Annotated in this window: 15 protein-coding genes and 1 tRNA gene; 10 read left to right on the top strand and 6 right to left on the bottom strand. The window is 72.9% G+C overall.

Annotation, left to right across the window (positions count from 1 at the left end):
* Nucleotides 1-101: 101 nt before the first annotated feature.
* Nucleotides 102-2,372 (top strand): UvrD-helicase domain-containing protein, encoded by a 2,271-nt coding sequence (locus tag H7X46_RS06145; RefSeq protein WP_186358483.1) that lies wholly within the window; start codon nt 102-104, stop codon nt 2,370-2,372.
* A 40-nt stretch (nt 2,373-2,412) separates the two neighbouring features.
* Here H7X46_RS06145 and H7X46_RS06140 read toward each other — a convergent pair whose 3' ends face one another.
* The 4 genes from H7X46_RS06140 to H7X46_RS06125 form a co-directional block, all read right to left on the bottom strand.
* A complete protein-coding gene (locus tag H7X46_RS06140; protein ID WP_370588631.1) occupies nt 2,413-3,294 on the bottom strand; it encodes an SCO1664 family protein in 882 nt (293 codons plus the stop codon).
* The gene (locus tag H7X46_RS06135) at nt 3,291-3,878 is read right to left on the bottom strand and encodes a DUF3090 domain-containing protein (protein ID WP_186358482.1); all 588 of its coding nucleotides are present in this window, start codon (nt 3,876-3,878) and stop codon (nt 3,291-3,293) included. The genes H7X46_RS06140 and H7X46_RS06135 overlap by 4 nt, the downstream gene beginning before the upstream one ends.
* Before the next feature lie 97 nt (nt 3,879-3,975).
* On the bottom strand, nt 3,976-4,668 hold the full coding sequence (locus tag H7X46_RS06130) for a histidine phosphatase family protein (protein ID WP_186358481.1): 693 nt from the start codon (nt 4,666-4,668) through the stop codon (nt 3,976-3,978).
* A gap of 49 nt (nt 4,669-4,717) precedes the next feature.
* Nucleotides 4,718-5,539, bottom strand: a complete 822-nt coding sequence (locus H7X46_RS06125) for an undecaprenyl-diphosphate phosphatase (RefSeq protein WP_186358480.1) — start codon at nt 5,537-5,539, stop codon at nt 4,718-4,720.
* Nucleotides 5,540-5,674: 135 nt separating this feature from the next.
* Here H7X46_RS06125 and H7X46_RS06120 point away from each other — a divergent pair, with 135 nt between their 5' ends.
* Nucleotides 5,675-6,625, top strand: coding sequence for an aldo/keto reductase (locus tag H7X46_RS06120; RefSeq protein WP_186358479.1), 951 nt, complete (start codon nt 5,675-5,677; stop codon nt 6,623-6,625).
* A gap of 119 nt (nt 6,626-6,744) precedes the next feature.
* On the top strand, nt 6,745-7,020 hold the full coding sequence (locus H7X46_RS06115) for a DUF5703 family protein (RefSeq protein ID WP_186358478.1): 276 nt from the start codon (nt 6,745-6,747) through the stop codon (nt 7,018-7,020).
* Nucleotides 7,021-7,028: 8 nt separating this feature from the next.
* Here H7X46_RS06115 and H7X46_RS06110 read toward each other — a convergent pair whose 3' ends face one another.
* Entirely contained in the window at nt 7,029-7,412 is a 384-nt protein-coding gene (locus H7X46_RS06110) for a VOC family protein (RefSeq protein WP_186358477.1), read from the bottom strand.
* Nucleotides 7,413-7,458: 46 nt separating this feature from the next.
* Nucleotides 7,459-8,820, bottom strand: coding sequence for a M20/M25/M40 family metallo-hydrolase (locus H7X46_RS06105; RefSeq protein ID WP_186358476.1), 1,362 nt, complete (start codon nt 8,818-8,820; stop codon nt 7,459-7,461).
* A 130-nt stretch (nt 8,821-8,950) separates the two neighbouring features.
* On the opposite strand from H7X46_RS06105, the gene H7X46_RS06100 reads away from it, so the two are divergent.
* The 7 genes from H7X46_RS06100 to H7X46_RS06070 all read left to right on the top strand — a co-directional run bounded on the left by H7X46_RS06100 (nt 8,951) and on the right by H7X46_RS06070 (nt 14,932).
* Nucleotides 8,951-9,035: transfer RNA gene (locus tag H7X46_RS06100), tRNA-Leu, on the top strand.
* Nucleotides 9,036-9,151: 116 nt separating this feature from the next.
* A complete protein-coding gene (locus H7X46_RS06095; RefSeq protein ID WP_186358475.1) occupies nt 9,152-10,798 on the top strand; it encodes a long-chain fatty acid--CoA ligase in 1,647 nt (548 codons plus the stop codon).
* A gap of 247 nt (nt 10,799-11,045) precedes the next feature.
* The gene (locus H7X46_RS06090) at nt 11,046-11,564 is read left to right on the top strand and encodes a cupin domain-containing protein (protein ID WP_186358474.1); all 519 of its coding nucleotides are present in this window, start codon (nt 11,046-11,048) and stop codon (nt 11,562-11,564) included.
* A 31-nt stretch (nt 11,565-11,595) separates the two neighbouring features.
* Nucleotides 11,596-12,654, top strand: coding sequence for an ABC transporter substrate-binding protein (locus tag H7X46_RS06085; RefSeq protein ID WP_186358473.1), 1,059 nt, complete (start codon nt 11,596-11,598; stop codon nt 12,652-12,654).
* Complete coding sequence (locus H7X46_RS06080; protein WP_222131208.1) at nt 12,651-13,448, top strand: ABC transporter ATP-binding protein; 798 nt, start codon at nt 12,651-12,653, stop codon at nt 13,446-13,448. Before H7X46_RS06085 ends, H7X46_RS06080 begins: the two co-directional genes overlap by 4 nt.
* Nucleotides 13,449-13,452: 4 nt before the next feature.
* The gene (locus H7X46_RS06075; protein WP_370588630.1) at nt 13,453-14,316 is read left to right on the top strand and encodes an ABC transporter permease; all 864 of its coding nucleotides are present in this window, start codon (nt 13,453-13,455) and stop codon (nt 14,314-14,316) included.
* A 19-nt stretch (nt 14,317-14,335) separates the two neighbouring features.
* On the top strand, nt 14,336-14,932 hold the full coding sequence (locus H7X46_RS06070; protein ID WP_186358470.1) for a MarR family winged helix-turn-helix transcriptional regulator: 597 nt from the start codon (nt 14,336-14,338) through the stop codon (nt 14,930-14,932).
* Nucleotides 14,933-14,974 lie beyond the last annotated feature (42 nt).

The raw sequence follows: 14,974 nt of genomic DNA, 5'->3' as shown, positions 1-14,974 counted from the left end.
ACGGGATTCGCCGGATCGAATATGCGGGAACGGGTGCGGAAACGCTATTCTGAAGCGTGCGCACCGAGAATGAATTCGTACTCCCGCAGGTTAATCATAACATGGATCGGAATGGCGCAGCCAGCCCCCTCCCGGACGACACCGAGCACGACACCGCCGCCGAGACCCGGCAGATCCGCCGGTTGCACGCACTGCTCACCGCCGAGCTCGAGGACGCCACCGCCCGCACGCAGGGCGTGCTGGGTGGCGCCACCGGCGAGGAGCTCAGCGCCCGCTGGGAGCGCGACGTCGCGGTGCACCGCTGGTCGGACCGGGCCGCCGCGCTCCGGGCCGCCCGGTCCGGGCTGTGCTTCGGCCGGCTCGACCACACCGGCGGGACGACGAGCTACATCGGACGGATCGGCCTCACCGACCCCGCCGACGGGGAGAGCGCGCTGCTCGACTGGCGGGCCCCCGACGCGCGGCCGTTCTACTGCGCGACCCCGGTGACACCGCTCGGCGTGACCCGCAGGCGGCACTTCGAGATCGCCGGGACGGCCCCGGACGAGCGCGTCGCCGCGTTCCACGACGACGTGCTGGACGAGTCGGTGGCCGCGGAGACCGACGCCGGGTCCGCGTCCGACCCGGCCCTGCTCGCGGCGCTGACGGCCCCGCGCGGGTCGACGATGCGCGACATCGTCACGACGATCCAGGCCGAGCAGGACGAGATCATCCGGCTGCCACTGTCCGGCACCGTGGTCATCGAGGGCGGGCCGGGCACCGGCAAGACCGCGGTCGCGCTGCACCGCGTCGCGTACCTGCTCTACACCCACCGCGAGCGGCTGGCCCGCAGCGGCGTGCTGGTCGTCGGCCCGAGCGCCGGGTTCATCCGTTACGTCGGCGGCGTGCTCCCCGCGCTCGGCGAGTCCGCGGTCGTGTTCACCACGCCCGGCCGGCTGGCGCACGGCGTCGTCGCGACCGCCGTCGACCCGCCCGAGGTGGCCCGCACCAAGGGCGACCTGGCGATGGTGGACGTGCTGCGCCGGGCCGTCGCCGACCGGCAGGAGCTGCCCGGCGAGCCGATCCCGATCGAGCTGGAGGACGTCACCGTCGAGATCGACGACGCGACGGCCGCCGAGGCACGCCGCCGTGCCCGGGCGACCGGGTTCCCGCACAACCGGGCGCGGGCCACGTTCCGCGACGCGCTCGGCGGCCTGCTCGTCGACCAGGGCCTGGAGCGGCTCGACCACCGGCTCGAGGACCCGCCGGAGCTGGCCGAGCTCCTGGCCGGGCTCGGCGACCTCCCGGAGATCGAGCCGGCGGGCGCGGCCGAGGTGACCGCCGAGCTGCGCCAGGGGCTGCGCGACAACCTGCGGGCCGACCTCGGCTTCCACGCCGCGGTCGAGCGGCTCTGGCCGGTGCTCACCCCGCAGCGCGCGCTCGCCGAGCTCTACGGGTCACCCGGGCGCCTGGCCGCGGCCGGCGACGGGCGCGACCTGTCCGGGCTGGCGCGCGACCGGGGCGCGGAGTGGACGGTCGCGGACGCGCCGCTGCTCGACGAGCTGGCCGAGCTGCTCGGGGAACCCCCGGCCGGTCACGCCGGACCGGCCGAGCCGGACGGCCGCTACGCCTCCGAGGTGCTGTCCATCCTGGAGTCGGCCGACCGCGAGCTCGCCGGGGAGGACCCCGACGAGCTGCGCCCCACCGACTTCGTCACCGCGGACGTGCTCGCCGCCCGGCACGTGGCCGGGACCTCCGGCACGGTGGCCGAGCGCGCGGCCGCCGACCGGGACTGGCGCTACGGCCACCTCGTCGTCGACGAGGCCCAGGAGCTGTCCGCGATGGACTGGCACGTCCTGCTGCGGCGCTGCCCGTCCCGCTCGATCACCGCGGTCGGCGACCTCGCCCAGCGCAGCGCCCCGGCCGGCGCCGCGTCGTGGGCCGACGTCCTCGGGCCGCACCTCGCGGAGCGGTGGACGCACCGGACGCTGACGGTGAACTACCGGACGCCGACCGAGATCATGACCCCGGCCGCGGCGGTGCTCGCCGGGTACGCCCCGGACCACACCCCGCCCGTGTCGGTGCGCGCGACCGGCGTGCACCCGTGGGAGCGCACGGTGCCCGCGCACGCGCTCGCCGGCGCGCTGCGGGCGGCCGTCGACGAGGAGCAGGAACGGGTGGGCCAGGGCACGGTCGCCGTGATCGCCGCCGGCACCGCGGACCTGCCCGCCCTCGACGGGGTCCCGGTGCACACCCCGGTGTCGGCGAAGGGGCTGGAGTTCGACGCCGTCGTGATCGTCGACCCGGAACGCGTCCGGGCCGCGAACCCGGCCGACCTCTACGTGTCGATGACCCGGGCCACGCAACGGCTGGGGCAGCTCCGCTGCTCGTGAGTGGTTATCAGGGTCAGGGCCCTGATAACCACTCACGAGCCTAGAACGCGGGCCAGGGGATCGCCGGCCCGTACCCCTCCGGCCCGGGGAAGCGGGGCTCGGCGAGCAGGTGGTCGATCCGGGAGCGCAGCGCGGCGATCTCCCGGCGGGTCACGTGCTCGCCGAGGACGTCGGCGAAGTCCCCGGCGAGCCGGGCCCGCAGCTCCTTGAGCTGCGCGGTGTGCTCCTCGCCGATGTCGTCGCCGATCCAGCCCCACAGCACCGTGCGCAGCTTCGGATCCGCGTGCAGGGTCAGCCCGTGGTCGACGCCGTAGACCCCGCCGTCCCCGGCCACGATGACGTGCCCGCCCTTGCGGTCGGCGTTGTTGACGACCACGTCGAACAGCGCCATCGCCCGCAGCCGCGGGTGGTCGGCGTGCACGAGGACGACCGGGTCCCCGGCGCCGTCCCGGGCCCGCAGCACCGGCAGCCAGCCGTCCGGGACGGTGTCCGGCTCGCACAGCTCGACCAGCGTCTCGGCGGCGAGCCGGATCGTCTCCTCATCCAGCTCGCCGTCGAAGCCGTCGGAGGAGGGCTCGGTGAGCGCGCTCTCGTCCCCCGAGGACACCCAGGCCTGCACCATCCCCGGCCCGAACGGCGCCTCCGCGCGCAGCACCGTCGGTGGGACCACGTGCAGCCCGGAGACCTCGGAGACGAGGTAGGCGCCGACCTCGCGCCCCGCCAGCGTGCCGTCCGGGAAGTCCCACAGCGGGCGCTCCCCGCGCACCGGCTTGTAGACGCAGCGCAGCTCGACGCCGTCGAGGGCGACGGTGCCGAACAGGGTCGCGTTGGACGCGTCCACCAGCCGGCCGGTGATCTCCATGCGGCCCCGGTCGAGGATCTCCGGCACGGCCGGGTCGCGCAGCTGCGGGGTCGGGCTCACTCCGCGTCGGCCACGGGGTTGCGGTCGTGGTAGCCGTTCAGCCGGACGCAGACGTGCCCCTCCGGGTCCAGCGGCTCGGCGCACAGCGGGCACGGCGGCCGTCCGGCCGAGACGACCTTCTCGGCGCGGTCGGCGAACGCCTTGGCCGCCGACGGGGACAGGAACACCCGCAGCGCGTCCGGGCCCTCCTCGGTGTCGTCGAGCACGACCGACTCGTCGACCTCCTCCTCGGTCACCGCGAGGAGCTCGACGACGATCGAGCTGGAGTCCGCGTCCCAGCCCAGCCCCATGGTGCCGACCCGGAACTCCTCCTCGAGCGGGACGTCGAGCGGGTCGTTGTCGGACGAGGTGGTCTCGGCCGGTGTGCCTTCGGCGAGGTTCTCCTCGCCGAAGCGCTTCGCGACCTCCCCGAGCAACGCGGTGATCCGCTCCGCCAGCACCGACACCTGTTGCTTCTCGAGCAGCACGCTGATCGTCCGGGAGCTCTCGATCGCCTGCAGGTAGAAGGCCCGATCGCCGGGCTCGCCGACGGTCCCGGCCACGAAGCGGTCGGGGCGGCGGAAGACGTGGATGACGCGTGCCATGACCTTTCCCAGGGTAGGCGAGACGGCTGTCCGGGGCATCCCCTCCGTGTCGCGCCGGGGCCGCGACCAGGGGCGATGCGAGATGGATCACCCGGACTCACGCGTTGGTGGACCCCCCGACGACGGCGTCCGAAGTCGATTCCTCCTCCGACGGCGGTGGCGGGACCAGGCTCGTGACGTCACCGGACTGCTCGTTCATCCGGGCCACGAACGGCCGCAGCGCCGTGTAGGCGATCACGCTCACCGATGCGGTGTCGACGACGATCCGCTGGAAGTTGTCGAGGTGGCTGGCCAGGGCGTCGGCCAGCACCGCCTTGATGACGTCGCCGTGGCTGCAGGCGAGCACGATCGCGTTCTCGCCGTGCTCGTCCGCGGCGCGTGCGACCTGCCGGCGGACGGCCGCCACCGCGCGGGCCTGCATCCCGGCGAGGGACTCGCCGTCCGGGAACACGGCGGCCGACGGGTGCGACTGCACCACCTTCCACAGGTCCTCGGACACCAGCTCGCTGATCTTCCGGCCGGTCCAGGAGCCGTAGTCGACCTCGGCCAGGCCGTCCTCGACCACCGGCTCGAGGCCGCGGGCGGCGGCCAGCGGCGCCACGGTCTGCCGGCACCGCACCATCGGCGAGGTCACGACGGAGGCGATCGGCAGGCCGGCCAGGCGGTCGACGACGGCCGCCGCCTGTTCCCGGCCGCGGTCGTCGAGCTCGACGCCGGGGGTGCGCCCGGCCAGGACACCCTCGGTGTTCGCCGTCGAGCGCCCGTGCCGCAGGAGGATCAAGGTCGCCACGGCCGCGAGGCTACGCGTGACGCGCGCCGTGCCGGCCCGCTCGGGTGGCTCAGGTCGCGGAGACCGCCCCGATCGCGAGGCCGGCGAGCAGCGCGACGCCCAGCACGATCCGGTAGGCGACGAACACGTACACCGTGTTGTTCTGCACGAACCGCAGCAGCCAGGCGATCACCGCGTAGCCGATCACGAACGAGATCACGACCGCCACGATCATCTGGACGCCGGACGGCCCGTCGCCTGCGAACACGTCGGGCAGCGTGAACAGGCCCGCGCCGAACACCGAGGGGATCGCCAGCAGGAACGAGTACCGCACGATCGCCGGCCGGGTCAGGCCGAGCGCCAGCCCCGCGGTGATCGTCCCGCCGGAGCGGGAGACGCCCGGGACCAGCGCCATGGCCTGCGCGAGCCCGAGCAGGATGCCGTCCCGCACCGTGATCCGCTCGATCGGCTTCACCTGCCTGCCGAACCGCTCGGCCAGGCCCAGCAGCACACCGAACACGATCAGCGTCGTCGCGACCAGCCAGAGGTTGCGCGCGACCGTCTCGACCTGGGTCTTGAACAGCACCCCGAGCACGGCGATCGGGATCGACCCGACGATCACCAGCCAGGCCAGCCGGTAGTCGTCGGTCTGCCGGACCTCCGGGTCCCGGAACCCGCGCACCCATGTGAGCAGCAGGTGCCCGATGTCCCGGGCGAAGTAGACGATCACCGCGGCCTCGGTCCCGAGCTGGGTGACGGCGGTGAAGGCGGCCCCCGGGTCCCGCCCGAAGAACAGCTCCGAGGCGATGCGGAGATGCCCCGACGACGAGACGGGCAGGAACTCGGTCAACCCCTGGATGACTCCGAGGACGATCACCTCGAGCCAGCTCATGGGCGGCCCCCGACGGGTGGCCCGGCGGGCCGGAGCGGCTGATCGGTCACGGGCGGTCACCGTACCCGCGGAGACCCGGGTCACAGCGCGCGCCCTCGACCGTGGCGGCGGGCCGCGCACCTAGGCTCTCCAGGCGTGCAACGCAGACCGGTCGGCGCCAGCGGCCTCGAGGTGTCCCGGGTCGGGCTGGGCACCATGACCTGGGGCGAGGACACCTCCCCCACCGAGGCGGCCGCGCAGCTGACGGCGTTCGTCGACGCCGGCGGGACGCTGGTCGAGACGGCCGACGACTACGGCGGCGGCACCGCCCAGCAGGTGCTGGGCGGGCTGCTGCGCGGGACCGTGCCGCGGGACGACGTCGTGATCGCCGGGCGGGGCACGGCCGGCTCCCCCGCCGACCGGGAGCGGGCCTCCCGCGGCGCGCTGCTGCGCTCACTGGACACCACGCTGCGCCGGCTGGGCGTCGACCACCTGGACCTGTGGCAGTTCCCCGGCTGGGACCCGCGGGTGCCGCTCGACGAGATGCTCTCCGCGGTGCAGGTCGCCGTCTACTCCGGCCGGGTGCGCTACGCCGGGCTGGTCGCCCCGCAGGGCTGGCAGCTCGCCACGGTCGCCGGGCACGCGGCGCACGGGCCGGATCCGGGGGTGTGCCGCCCGGTCTCGGCCCAGGTCGAGTACTCGCTGCTGGCCCGCGAGCCCGAGGCCGAGCTGCTGCCGGCCGCCGGCCACCACGGGCTGGGCGTGCTCGCGTGGGCCCCGTTGGGGCGCGGCGTGCTGACCGGCAAGTACACCGACGGGACCCCCGCCGACTCCCGCGCCGCGAGCGCGCTGCTCGCCTCCTACGTGGAGGCCCGGCGCACCGAGCGCTCGGCGCGGATCGTGCAGTCGGTCCTCACCGCCGCCGACGGGCTCGGCACCTCCCCGCTGGTCGTCGCCCTGACCTGGGTCCGGGACCGGCCCGGGGTGGCGAGCGCGGTCGTCGGCGCGCGGGACGCGGCGCAGCTGCGGGCGTCGCTGGCGGCCGAGGACGTCACCCTGCCGGCCGAGATCCGGACCGCGCTGGACGACGTGAGCGACCCCGTCTGATCGCCGGTGGCCCCGCCCCCGCACGGCGACCTATGGTGGGTTCACACCGGCTGCACCCGCCGTTCACCCACCGGCGGATCCGGTGGGCGACGCCGTGGTGGCACGACCGGGAGGCACGGATGACGGTGAGCGGACCGGAGGAGACCGGAACCGAGGGGAATCGGTTCGCCGGGACTCGGGACGGCGAGGCCTGGACCGACGACCGGTACGAGTACCGCCCGGTGCGGATCGACGGCGACGTCTCCCGGTTGACGGCGTCGGTCCGCCTCGCCGTCCAGGCCGAGTTCTCCGGCTGGGAGCTGTCCCGGCTGCGGCTCTACCCGGGTGGCGTGCGCAAGGTCGTCCTGCGCCGGCGGCGCAGCCAGCACGGCCTGCTGCCCGAGCCCACGTTCTGACCGGGCGGTCAGCCGCCGCCGTAGGGCACCGTGAGGATCTCCATCCAGTGGCCCGACGGATCCTGGAAGTAGAGGCCGCGCCCGCCGTCGTTGGTGTTGATCTCCCCGGCGCGGTTCGCCCCGGGATCGGCCCAGTACTGCTGCCCGCGCGCGGTGATCCGGGCCAGTGCCGCGTCGAACTCGTCGTCGGACACCAGGAACGCGTAGTGCTGCGGGGTGATCTCGGCGTCCGGGTCGGCGTCCATGTAGTCGAGGTTCACCCGGTTCGCGACCTCGACGACCTGGAACGGCCCGAACGGCTGCGGCTCCGCGAGCCCGAGGATCTCGGTCAGGTACGCGGCGCCGGCCCGCTTGTCCCGGGAGTGGACGATGGTGTGGTTCAGCTCTGCCATGCGGCAGAGCATCCTCGCTGAAGTGCGGTCGAGGTCAAGCCGCCGCTCAGGCGTTCCGCAGGAAGCGGTCCAGCACCCGGGTGCCGAACCGCAGCGCGTCCACCGGCACCCGCTCGTCGATCCCGTGGAAGAGCGACGCGAAGTCCAGCTCCGGCGGCAGCCGCAGCGGCGCGAAGCCGTAGCAGTTCATCCCCAGCGCCGAGAACGCCTTCGCGTCGGTCCCGCCGGACAGCATGTAGGGCACGATCTCCGCGGTCGGGTCCTCGGTGCGCAGCGCCGCCTGCATCGCCTCGGTCAGCGGCCCCTCGAACGGCGTCTCCACCGGCGGCAGGTCGGTGACCCACTCGCGCTCGACGTCCGGGCCGAGCAGCTCGTCGACCTCGCGCAAGAACGCCTCCTCCCGACCCGGCAGGACCCGGCAGTCGACGACCGCCTCCGCCGTCGACGGGATCACGTTGGCCTTGTAGCCGGCATTCAGCATGGTCGGGTTCGCGGTGTCCCGGACGGTCGCCCCGACGATCCGCGAGATCGGGCCGAGCTTCGCCAGCGCGCCCTCGAGGTCGTCCTCCGGGTACTCGACGCCGGTCAGCTCGGTCATCCGCTCCAGGAACGCCCGCACGGTGTCGGTGACCACCAGCGGGAACGTGTGGTTCCCCAGCCGCGCGACGGCCTCGGCGAGCGTCGTGACGGCGTTCTCGTCGTGCAGGAACGAACCGTGCCCGGGCTTGCCCTTGGCGCGCAGCCGCATCCAGGCGATGCCCTTCTCCGCCGACTCGATCAGGTACGCGCGCTGGTCCTCGCCCAGGGTCAGCGAGAACCCGCCGACCTCACCGACCGCCTCGGTGCACCCGGAGAACAGGTCCGGACGGTGCTCGACGAGCCACTGCGACCCGTACTTCCCGCCGGCCTCCTCGTCGGCGACGAACGCCCACACGATGTCCCGCGGCGGCACGACACCCTCACGCTTGAAGCGGCGGGCCACTGCCAGCATCATCGCGTCCATGTCCTTCATGTCGACGGCGCCGCGGCCCCAGACGTAGCCGTCGCGCACCGCGCCGGAGAACGGGTGCACCGACCACTCGCTCGCGTCCGCCGGGACGACGTCGAGGTGCCCGTGCATCAGCAGCGCACCCCGGGACGGGTCGGCCCCGGGCAGCCGGGCGAACACGTTCATCCGCTTCGGCGCCCCGGACTCGACCAGCTCCACCTCGTAGCCGACCTCGGTCAGCTTCGCCGCCACGTACTCGGCGGCCTCCGCCTCCCCCGCGAGGGTCGCCGGGTCGGCGGTGTTGGTGGTGTCGATCCGGATCAGCTCGGAACACAGCTGGACGACCTCGGCCTCCGCACCGGCCGCCTCACCGGTGGCCGCCGCGTCACTGGTCGGGGTCTCGCTCGCGTCGCCCGTCATGCCCGCCTTCCTACCACCGGATCGTCCCGACGCCCGTGCCGACCTGCGCCGACCGGCGGCGCCGACCCGCCCGCGACGCACCCGGAGGGCTCGGCTATGCTTCTCCCCGACGCGATCGAGAGATCGTGGCGTCCGAGTGGCGGAATGGCAGACGCGCTAGCTTGAGGTGCTAGTCCCCGTGCTAGGGGGTGGGGGTTCAAGTCCCCCCTCGGACACACACATGACAGACGGTGCGCCACCGCCCCTGCGGATTCGGAGCACCGGAAGATCTCGACGTCCTGCCCCAGGCCCCAGTAGCTTGCGAAGATCCGCGACAGCCTCTGGAGCACAGATGCTTGGACTCATGCAGGACCGCTCGCTGACCCTCCCCCACGTCTTCCACCGGGCGGAACAGCTCTTCGGACACAAGACCGTCGTCACGGCGGCGCCGTCGGGCGAGACCGCCACCACGATCGCCGAGCTGTGCGGCCGCGTCCGCAGGCTCGCCACGGTGCTCGACGACCTGGGCATCACCGCCGACGGCCGGGTCGGCACGTTCTGCTGGAACACCGCGCGCCACCTCGAGCTCTACCTGGCCGCGCCCTGCACCGGCCGGGTGCTGCACACCCTCAACATCCGGCTCTTCCCCGACCAGCTGGTCTACGTCGCGAACCACGCCGAGGACGAGGTCGTCTTCGTCGACCGCTCGCTGCTGCCGCTGCTGTGGCCGCACGTCGACAAGCTGGAGACGGTCCGCACGGTCGTCGTGATCGACGACGGCGCCGACGTACCGGTGCCGGACGACCCGCGCGTGCGCGACTACGAGGAGCTGCTCGCCGCCGCCCGGCCGCGGACCGGCCCGTTCGAGGTCGAGGACGAGAACACCGCGGCCGCGATGTGCTACACGTCCGGCACCACCGGAAACCCCAAGGGCGTGGTCTACAGCCACCGCTCGGCGGTGCTGCACTCGCTGGCCACGCTGTTCGCCGACGGGATCGCGCTGACCGAGCGCGACGTCGTGCTGCCGATCGTCCCGATGTTCCACGCCAACGCGTGGGGCCTGCCGTACGGGGTGCTCATGGCCGGCTCGTCGCTGGTGCTGCCCGGCCCGAACATGGCCCCCGAGGCGATCGTGTCGATGCTGGAGCGGCACGAGGTGACCGTCACCGGCGGCGTCCCGACCATCTGGATGGGGATCCAGCCGCTGCTGGGCGAGCACGACCTGTCGCACCTGCGCACCATCCTCTGTGGTGGCTCTGCCGTGCCGAAGGCGCTGTCGAAGGCCTACAAGGAGGCCATCGGCGTGCCGATGCTGCAGGCCTGGGGCATGACCGAGACGAGCCCCATCGCCACGATCGCGACGATGCACTCCCACCACGACGAGCTGACCGAGGACGAGCGCGACGACGCCCGTGCCCGTCAGGGCTTCCCGGCACCGCTCGTCGACCTGCGCATCGTCGACCCCGGGACCGGCGAGCTGCAGCCGTGGGACGACGTCGCGACCGGCGAGGTGCAGGCCGCCGGACCGTGGATCGCCCGGGACTACCACCGCGGCGAGGGCGGCGGCGCGCAGTTCACCGAGGACGGGTGGCTCCGCACCGGTGACGTCGCCTCGGTCGACCGGTACGGCTCGTTCCGCCTGGTCGACCGCACCAAGGACCTCATCAAGTCCGGCGGTGAGTGGATCGGTTCGGTCGAGCTGGAGAACGAGATCATGGCGCACCCGAAGGTCGCCGAGGCCGCGGTGATCGCCGTGCCGCACGAGCGATGGGTCGAGCGGCCGCTCGCCTGCGTCGTCGTCAAGGAGGGCGAGGACCTCACCGCCGAGGAGATCATCGAGTTCCTCACCCCGCGGGTGGCGAAGTGGTGGCTGCCGGACGCCGTCGAGTTCATCGACGAGGTACCCAAGACGAGCGTCGGCAAGTTCTCCAAGAAGACGCTGCGGGAGAAGTTCGGGGGGTACCGGGTGGCCGGCCCGTCGACCCACGACGGCGGCTGACCCGGGAGATCCCGCTCGCGACCTGGCCGGTCGCTCGCCCGTCACGGTCGTTCCTGACTCCCGACGGCGGTCGGCGCCGGCGGTCGGCCGGCCCGGTGGCCGTCGTGCGATCCGCGTGACGCCCGCCGCGACAGCGCCCGCACCCCGGTGCATGCGACCCACACCGTGATGCAGGTCACCTTTCTGTCGACACCTCTTAGCGCTAAGTGTCTTATTCCTTAGCAGTCCATAGCAAAGGAGCTTGGGGATGACGGCGGTCGACGACAGGATCACCTCGCTGGAGCGCGACATCGACGCGCTCACGGCACTGCGCGCCACACGTCGCGAGGACTGGGACACGCTCGGTTTCCAGGCGAAGCGCGGCGAGAAGTTCCGGCGCGCCCAGGTCCGCTACATCGGGTCCGGCGCGACCGGGAACCACGAGAACGACGGCAACATCCTGCCGGCCGAGCACTTCACGTTCTCCAACATGCTGCTCCCCGCCGGCTGCGTGGGGCCCGAGCACACCCACCACGACGTGGAAGAGGTCTTCTTCGTCCTCGAGGGCGAGGTCGAGTTCAGCATCCACGACGTGGACGACGGCCACCTCAAGGCCAGCCGCGTGCTCGGGTACCGCGATCTCATCCGCGTCCCTGCGGGCGTCCCGCGCAGCCTGCGCACGGTGAGCGACGAGGACGCGATCATCTGCGTGATCATCGGGGCACCTCGGCCCCAGCTGCCGACGTATCCGGAGACGTCGGAGATGCACGGCGTGACCCGCGACTGACCGACGGCACGAGAGGCGAGGAGGCAACGACGTGCATGGCAAGCGTGGCAGGAGAGCCGTCGTCGCGGCGCTGGGAGTCGCGGCGCTCGTCGCGCTGACCGGCTGTGGCGCCGGCGGGGAGCCCCCGACGGACGCCCAGGGGCGTGAGACGGTCAAGGTCCGCACCGACATCTACTACTCCGGAGCGGTGCTCCCGCTCGTGGCCGGTGTCGAGACCGGGATCTTCGAGCGGCACGGGCTCCGTGTCGAGCTCAACGAGGGCAAGGACTCCGGGACGACGATCCAGACGGTCGGCAACGGCTCGGACGACATCGGCTACGTCGATGCCGGCAGCCTCGTCCAGTCGACCGCCCAGGGCGTCGACGTGAAGATGGTCGCGGGGATGGTCCAGCAGTCGCCGCTGGCGCTCTACGCCTTCGCGGACTCCGGGATCAGGTCCCCGCAGGACCTGGTGGGCCGGACCGCGGGCTTCACCCCCGGTTCGGCGGCCGAACGGATCTTCCCGGCCTACGCGAACGCGACCGGGATCGACGAGAAGACGATCCGGTTCCGGAACGTCGACATCCCCACCCGCACCGAGCTGTTCGTGGCACGGCAGACCGACTTCACCTTCGGGCTGCTCAACACGAGCGGGCCGAACATCGAGGCGAAATGCAAGTGCAAGCCGGTCGTCCTGCCCTACCGGGACGCCGGGATCTCGATGCTGAGCTCGGGCATCGTCGCCGGTACGGACTTCGTCGAGGAGCGCCCGGAGACCCTGAAGCGGTTCCTCGCCGCCCTGGTCGAGGCCGTGAACCACACCAACGCCGACACCCCGGCCGCGGTGGACGCGTTCTACCGGTTCGCGCCCACCAGCAAGGTCCCCCGACCGGTCCTGGCCGAGCAGTGGCGGATCTCGAACGGCCTCCAGCGGACCCCGGCCAACTCCGGGCAGCCGTTCGGCTGCATGGCCGCCCAGGACTGGGCGTCGACCATCGCGCTCACCGAGCAGTACGGCGGCGTGGACAAGGGCCGGGTCGCGGTGGCCGACGTCGCCGACAACCGGTTCCTGCCCGGCCCGTGCCGCGACGACCTGGGAACCCGGTCGTGACCGCCACCGCATGCCGGGAGCCGTTCATCCGGTTCCGGGACGTCGAGAAGTCCTTCACCACCCGCAGCGGCACGGTCAGCGCCGTCGAGCGGCTCTCGCTCGACATCGCCGACGGCGAGTTCCTGGCGATCGTCGGCCCCAGCGGGTGCGGCAAGAGCACGCTGCTGATGGCGCTCGCCGGGCTCACGCAACCCACTGCCGGTTCGATCGACGTCGGTGACGAGCGGGTCGACGGGCCGGTGACGAGCGCGGGGATCGTCTTCCAGGGCGCCGAGCTGCTCAGCTGGCGGACCGCCGTGGAGAACGTCCTGCTCCAGGCCGAGATCCGCAAGCTCGACCCGGAGGCCAGCCGCGCCCGTGCGCTCCGCCTGCTGTCGGACGTCGGCCTGGCCGCGTTCGCCGACCACTACCCGGACGAGCTGTCCGGCGGCATGCAGCAGCGGGTCGCGCTGTGCCGGGCGCTGCTGCACGAACCCCGCATGGTGCTGATGGACGAACCGCTCGGTGCGCTCGACGCCATCACCCGCGACCAGGTCCAGATGGACCTCCAGCAGCTGTGGCTGCGGTCCCGCAGCACCGTCGTGCTCATCACGCACAGCATCGAGGAGGCGGTCTTCCTCGCCGACCGGGTCGTGGTGCTCACGCCCCGGCCGGCGCGGATCGCGGCGGACATCCCGATCGAGCTGGACCGGCCGCGGCACATCGCCGACCGCGGGTCGGACGCCTTCCGCGACTACGTGACCGCGATCCGCGACGAGTTCTCGCGCCTGGGGGTCTTCAGCGATGACGAATAGTTCCGTGACGACGTCACCGGCGGCGGCGCCCGCGACCCCGGACGGCGAGCGGCGCACCCGGCCGGGTACGACGGCGGGTGCGCGGCTCGGCACGGCCGCCCGCCGGTGGCTGCCGAGCGGTGTCCTGCTCGGCCTGCTCGTCGTCCTCTGGCAGGTCGCGTCGTCGACCGGCCTCGTCGAGGAGTACGTGCTGCCCGGCCCGCTCACCGTCGCGGAGTCGATGGTGGTCGACGCGGACCAGTACTGGGAGGCCTCCGTGCCGACCCTGGGCGCGATCACGCTCGGGTTCGGGTTGTCGGTGCTCATCGCCCTCCCGATCGCGATCGGGATGGTGTACAGCAGGATCGTGGAGCGAGCCCTGTACCCGCTGCTCGTGCTCTCGCAGGTCGTGCCGAAGGTGGCCATCGCGCCGCTGTTCATCATCTGGTTCGGCTTCGGCGACCCGCCGAAGATCCTCATGGTCGTCCTGATCAGCTTCTTCCCGCTCGTGATCGACGCGGCCGTGGGGTTCCACGCCGCCCGCCCGGAGAGCCTCATGCTGGTCCGGTCCATGGGGGCGAGCCGCTGGCAGGCGTTCTGGAAGATCCGGTTCCCGTGGGCGCTGCCGAGCATCTTCGCCGGGGCGAAGGTCGCCATCACCCTGGCGGTCGTCGGGGCGGTGGTCGCGGAGTTCGTCGGCGCGGACCGGGGGCTCGGTGTCCTGATCACCCAGGCACGCGGCAACCTGGACACCGTCACGGTCTTCGCGGGGATCGGCTACCTGTCGATCCTCGGGCTTGCGCTCTTCGCCGTCGTGGGGCTGCTCGAGCGGCTGCTGGTCCGTGGCAGTCGAAGCGGACGGTCCTTCGAGGCGGCCGGCGGACTGTGAGCGAGGAACGGGGAGTGCGATGACCGACGCGGTGGTGACGAACCACGAGGCGGCGACCGGCACCGACAAGGTCGCGGACGTCGTGCGGGACTGGCTGCGCGAGCGTCCCGACCTGCCGTCGCTGGCCGCCATGGGCATCTTCGGCAGGCTGTCGCGGATCGCCGCCCGCCAGCGCGCGATCTTCAACGCCCGGCACGAGGCGGCCGGCCTGTCGCTGGGGTCGTTCGACGTGCTCGCGAACCTGCGCCGGTCCGGGCCCGACTCGCAGAAGACGGCGAGCGAGCTGGCCGAGTCGTCGATGCTGAGCAGCGGCGGGATATCGCTGCGGCTGGACCGGATGGAGGCCGACGAGCTCGTCGAACGCCGCCGGGACGCCGTGGACCGCCGCCTCGTGCGGGTCACGCTGTCCCCGCGGGGCCGCGAGCTGATCGACGCGGTCTACGGGCAGCACGTGCGGGCCCAGTCCGCGCTGCTGGCCGACCTCGACGACGACGAGCTGGCCGAGCTCGACCGGCTGCTGCGCAAGGTCGAGGTCTCCATCGACCGGCACGCCGCCGAGGCGCGGGACCTGCCGGTCCGGGCGCCGTCGGCCGCCGAGCCGGGGCGGGCCGGCTGAGCGAAGTACACGTTCTCGCCAGGGTGGGGCGGATACGCGCTG

Source organism: Pseudonocardia sp. C8, from assembly GCF_014267175.1.
Classification (GTDB): Bacteria; Actinomycetota; Actinomycetes; order Mycobacteriales; family Pseudonocardiaceae; genus Pseudonocardia.
The sequence above is the reverse complement of the archived record's forward strand: the minus strand, read 5'-3'. Positions and strand labels throughout refer to the sequence as shown.

Bases quoted from the DNA above. Each gene is read 5' to 3' on its own strand.
- H7X46_RS06090 (WP_186358474.1), top strand. From the start codon at position 11,046: ATGACGGCGGTCGACGACAGGATCACCTCGCTGGAGCGCGACATCGAC.
- H7X46_RS06135 (WP_186358482.1), bottom strand. From the start codon at position 3,878: ATGGCACGCGTCATCCACGTCTTCCGCCGCCCCGACCGCTTCGTGGCC.
- H7X46_RS06110 (WP_186358477.1), bottom strand. From the start codon at position 7,412: ATGGCAGAGCTGAACCACACCATCGTCCACTCCCGGGACAAGCGGGCC.
- H7X46_RS06115 (WP_186358478.1), top strand. From the start codon at position 6,745: ATGACGGTGAGCGGACCGGAGGAGACCGGAACCGAGGGGAATCGGTTC.
- H7X46_RS06095 (WP_186358475.1), top strand. From the start codon at position 9,152: ATGCTTGGACTCATGCAGGACCGCTCGCTGACCCTCCCCCACGTCTTC.
- H7X46_RS06105 (WP_186358476.1), bottom strand. From the start codon at position 8,820: ATGACGGGCGACGCGAGCGAGACCCCGACCAGTGACGCGGCGGCCACC.
- H7X46_RS06070 (WP_186358470.1), top strand. From the start codon at position 14,336: ATGACCGACGCGGTGGTGACGAACCACGAGGCGGCGACCGGCACCGAC.
- H7X46_RS06145 (WP_186358483.1), top strand. From the start codon at position 102: ATGGATCGGAATGGCGCAGCCAGCCCCCTCCCGGACGACACCGAGCAC.
- H7X46_RS06125 (WP_186358480.1), bottom strand. From the start codon at position 5,539: ATGAGCTGGCTCGAGGTGATCGTCCTCGGAGTCATCCAGGGGTTGACC.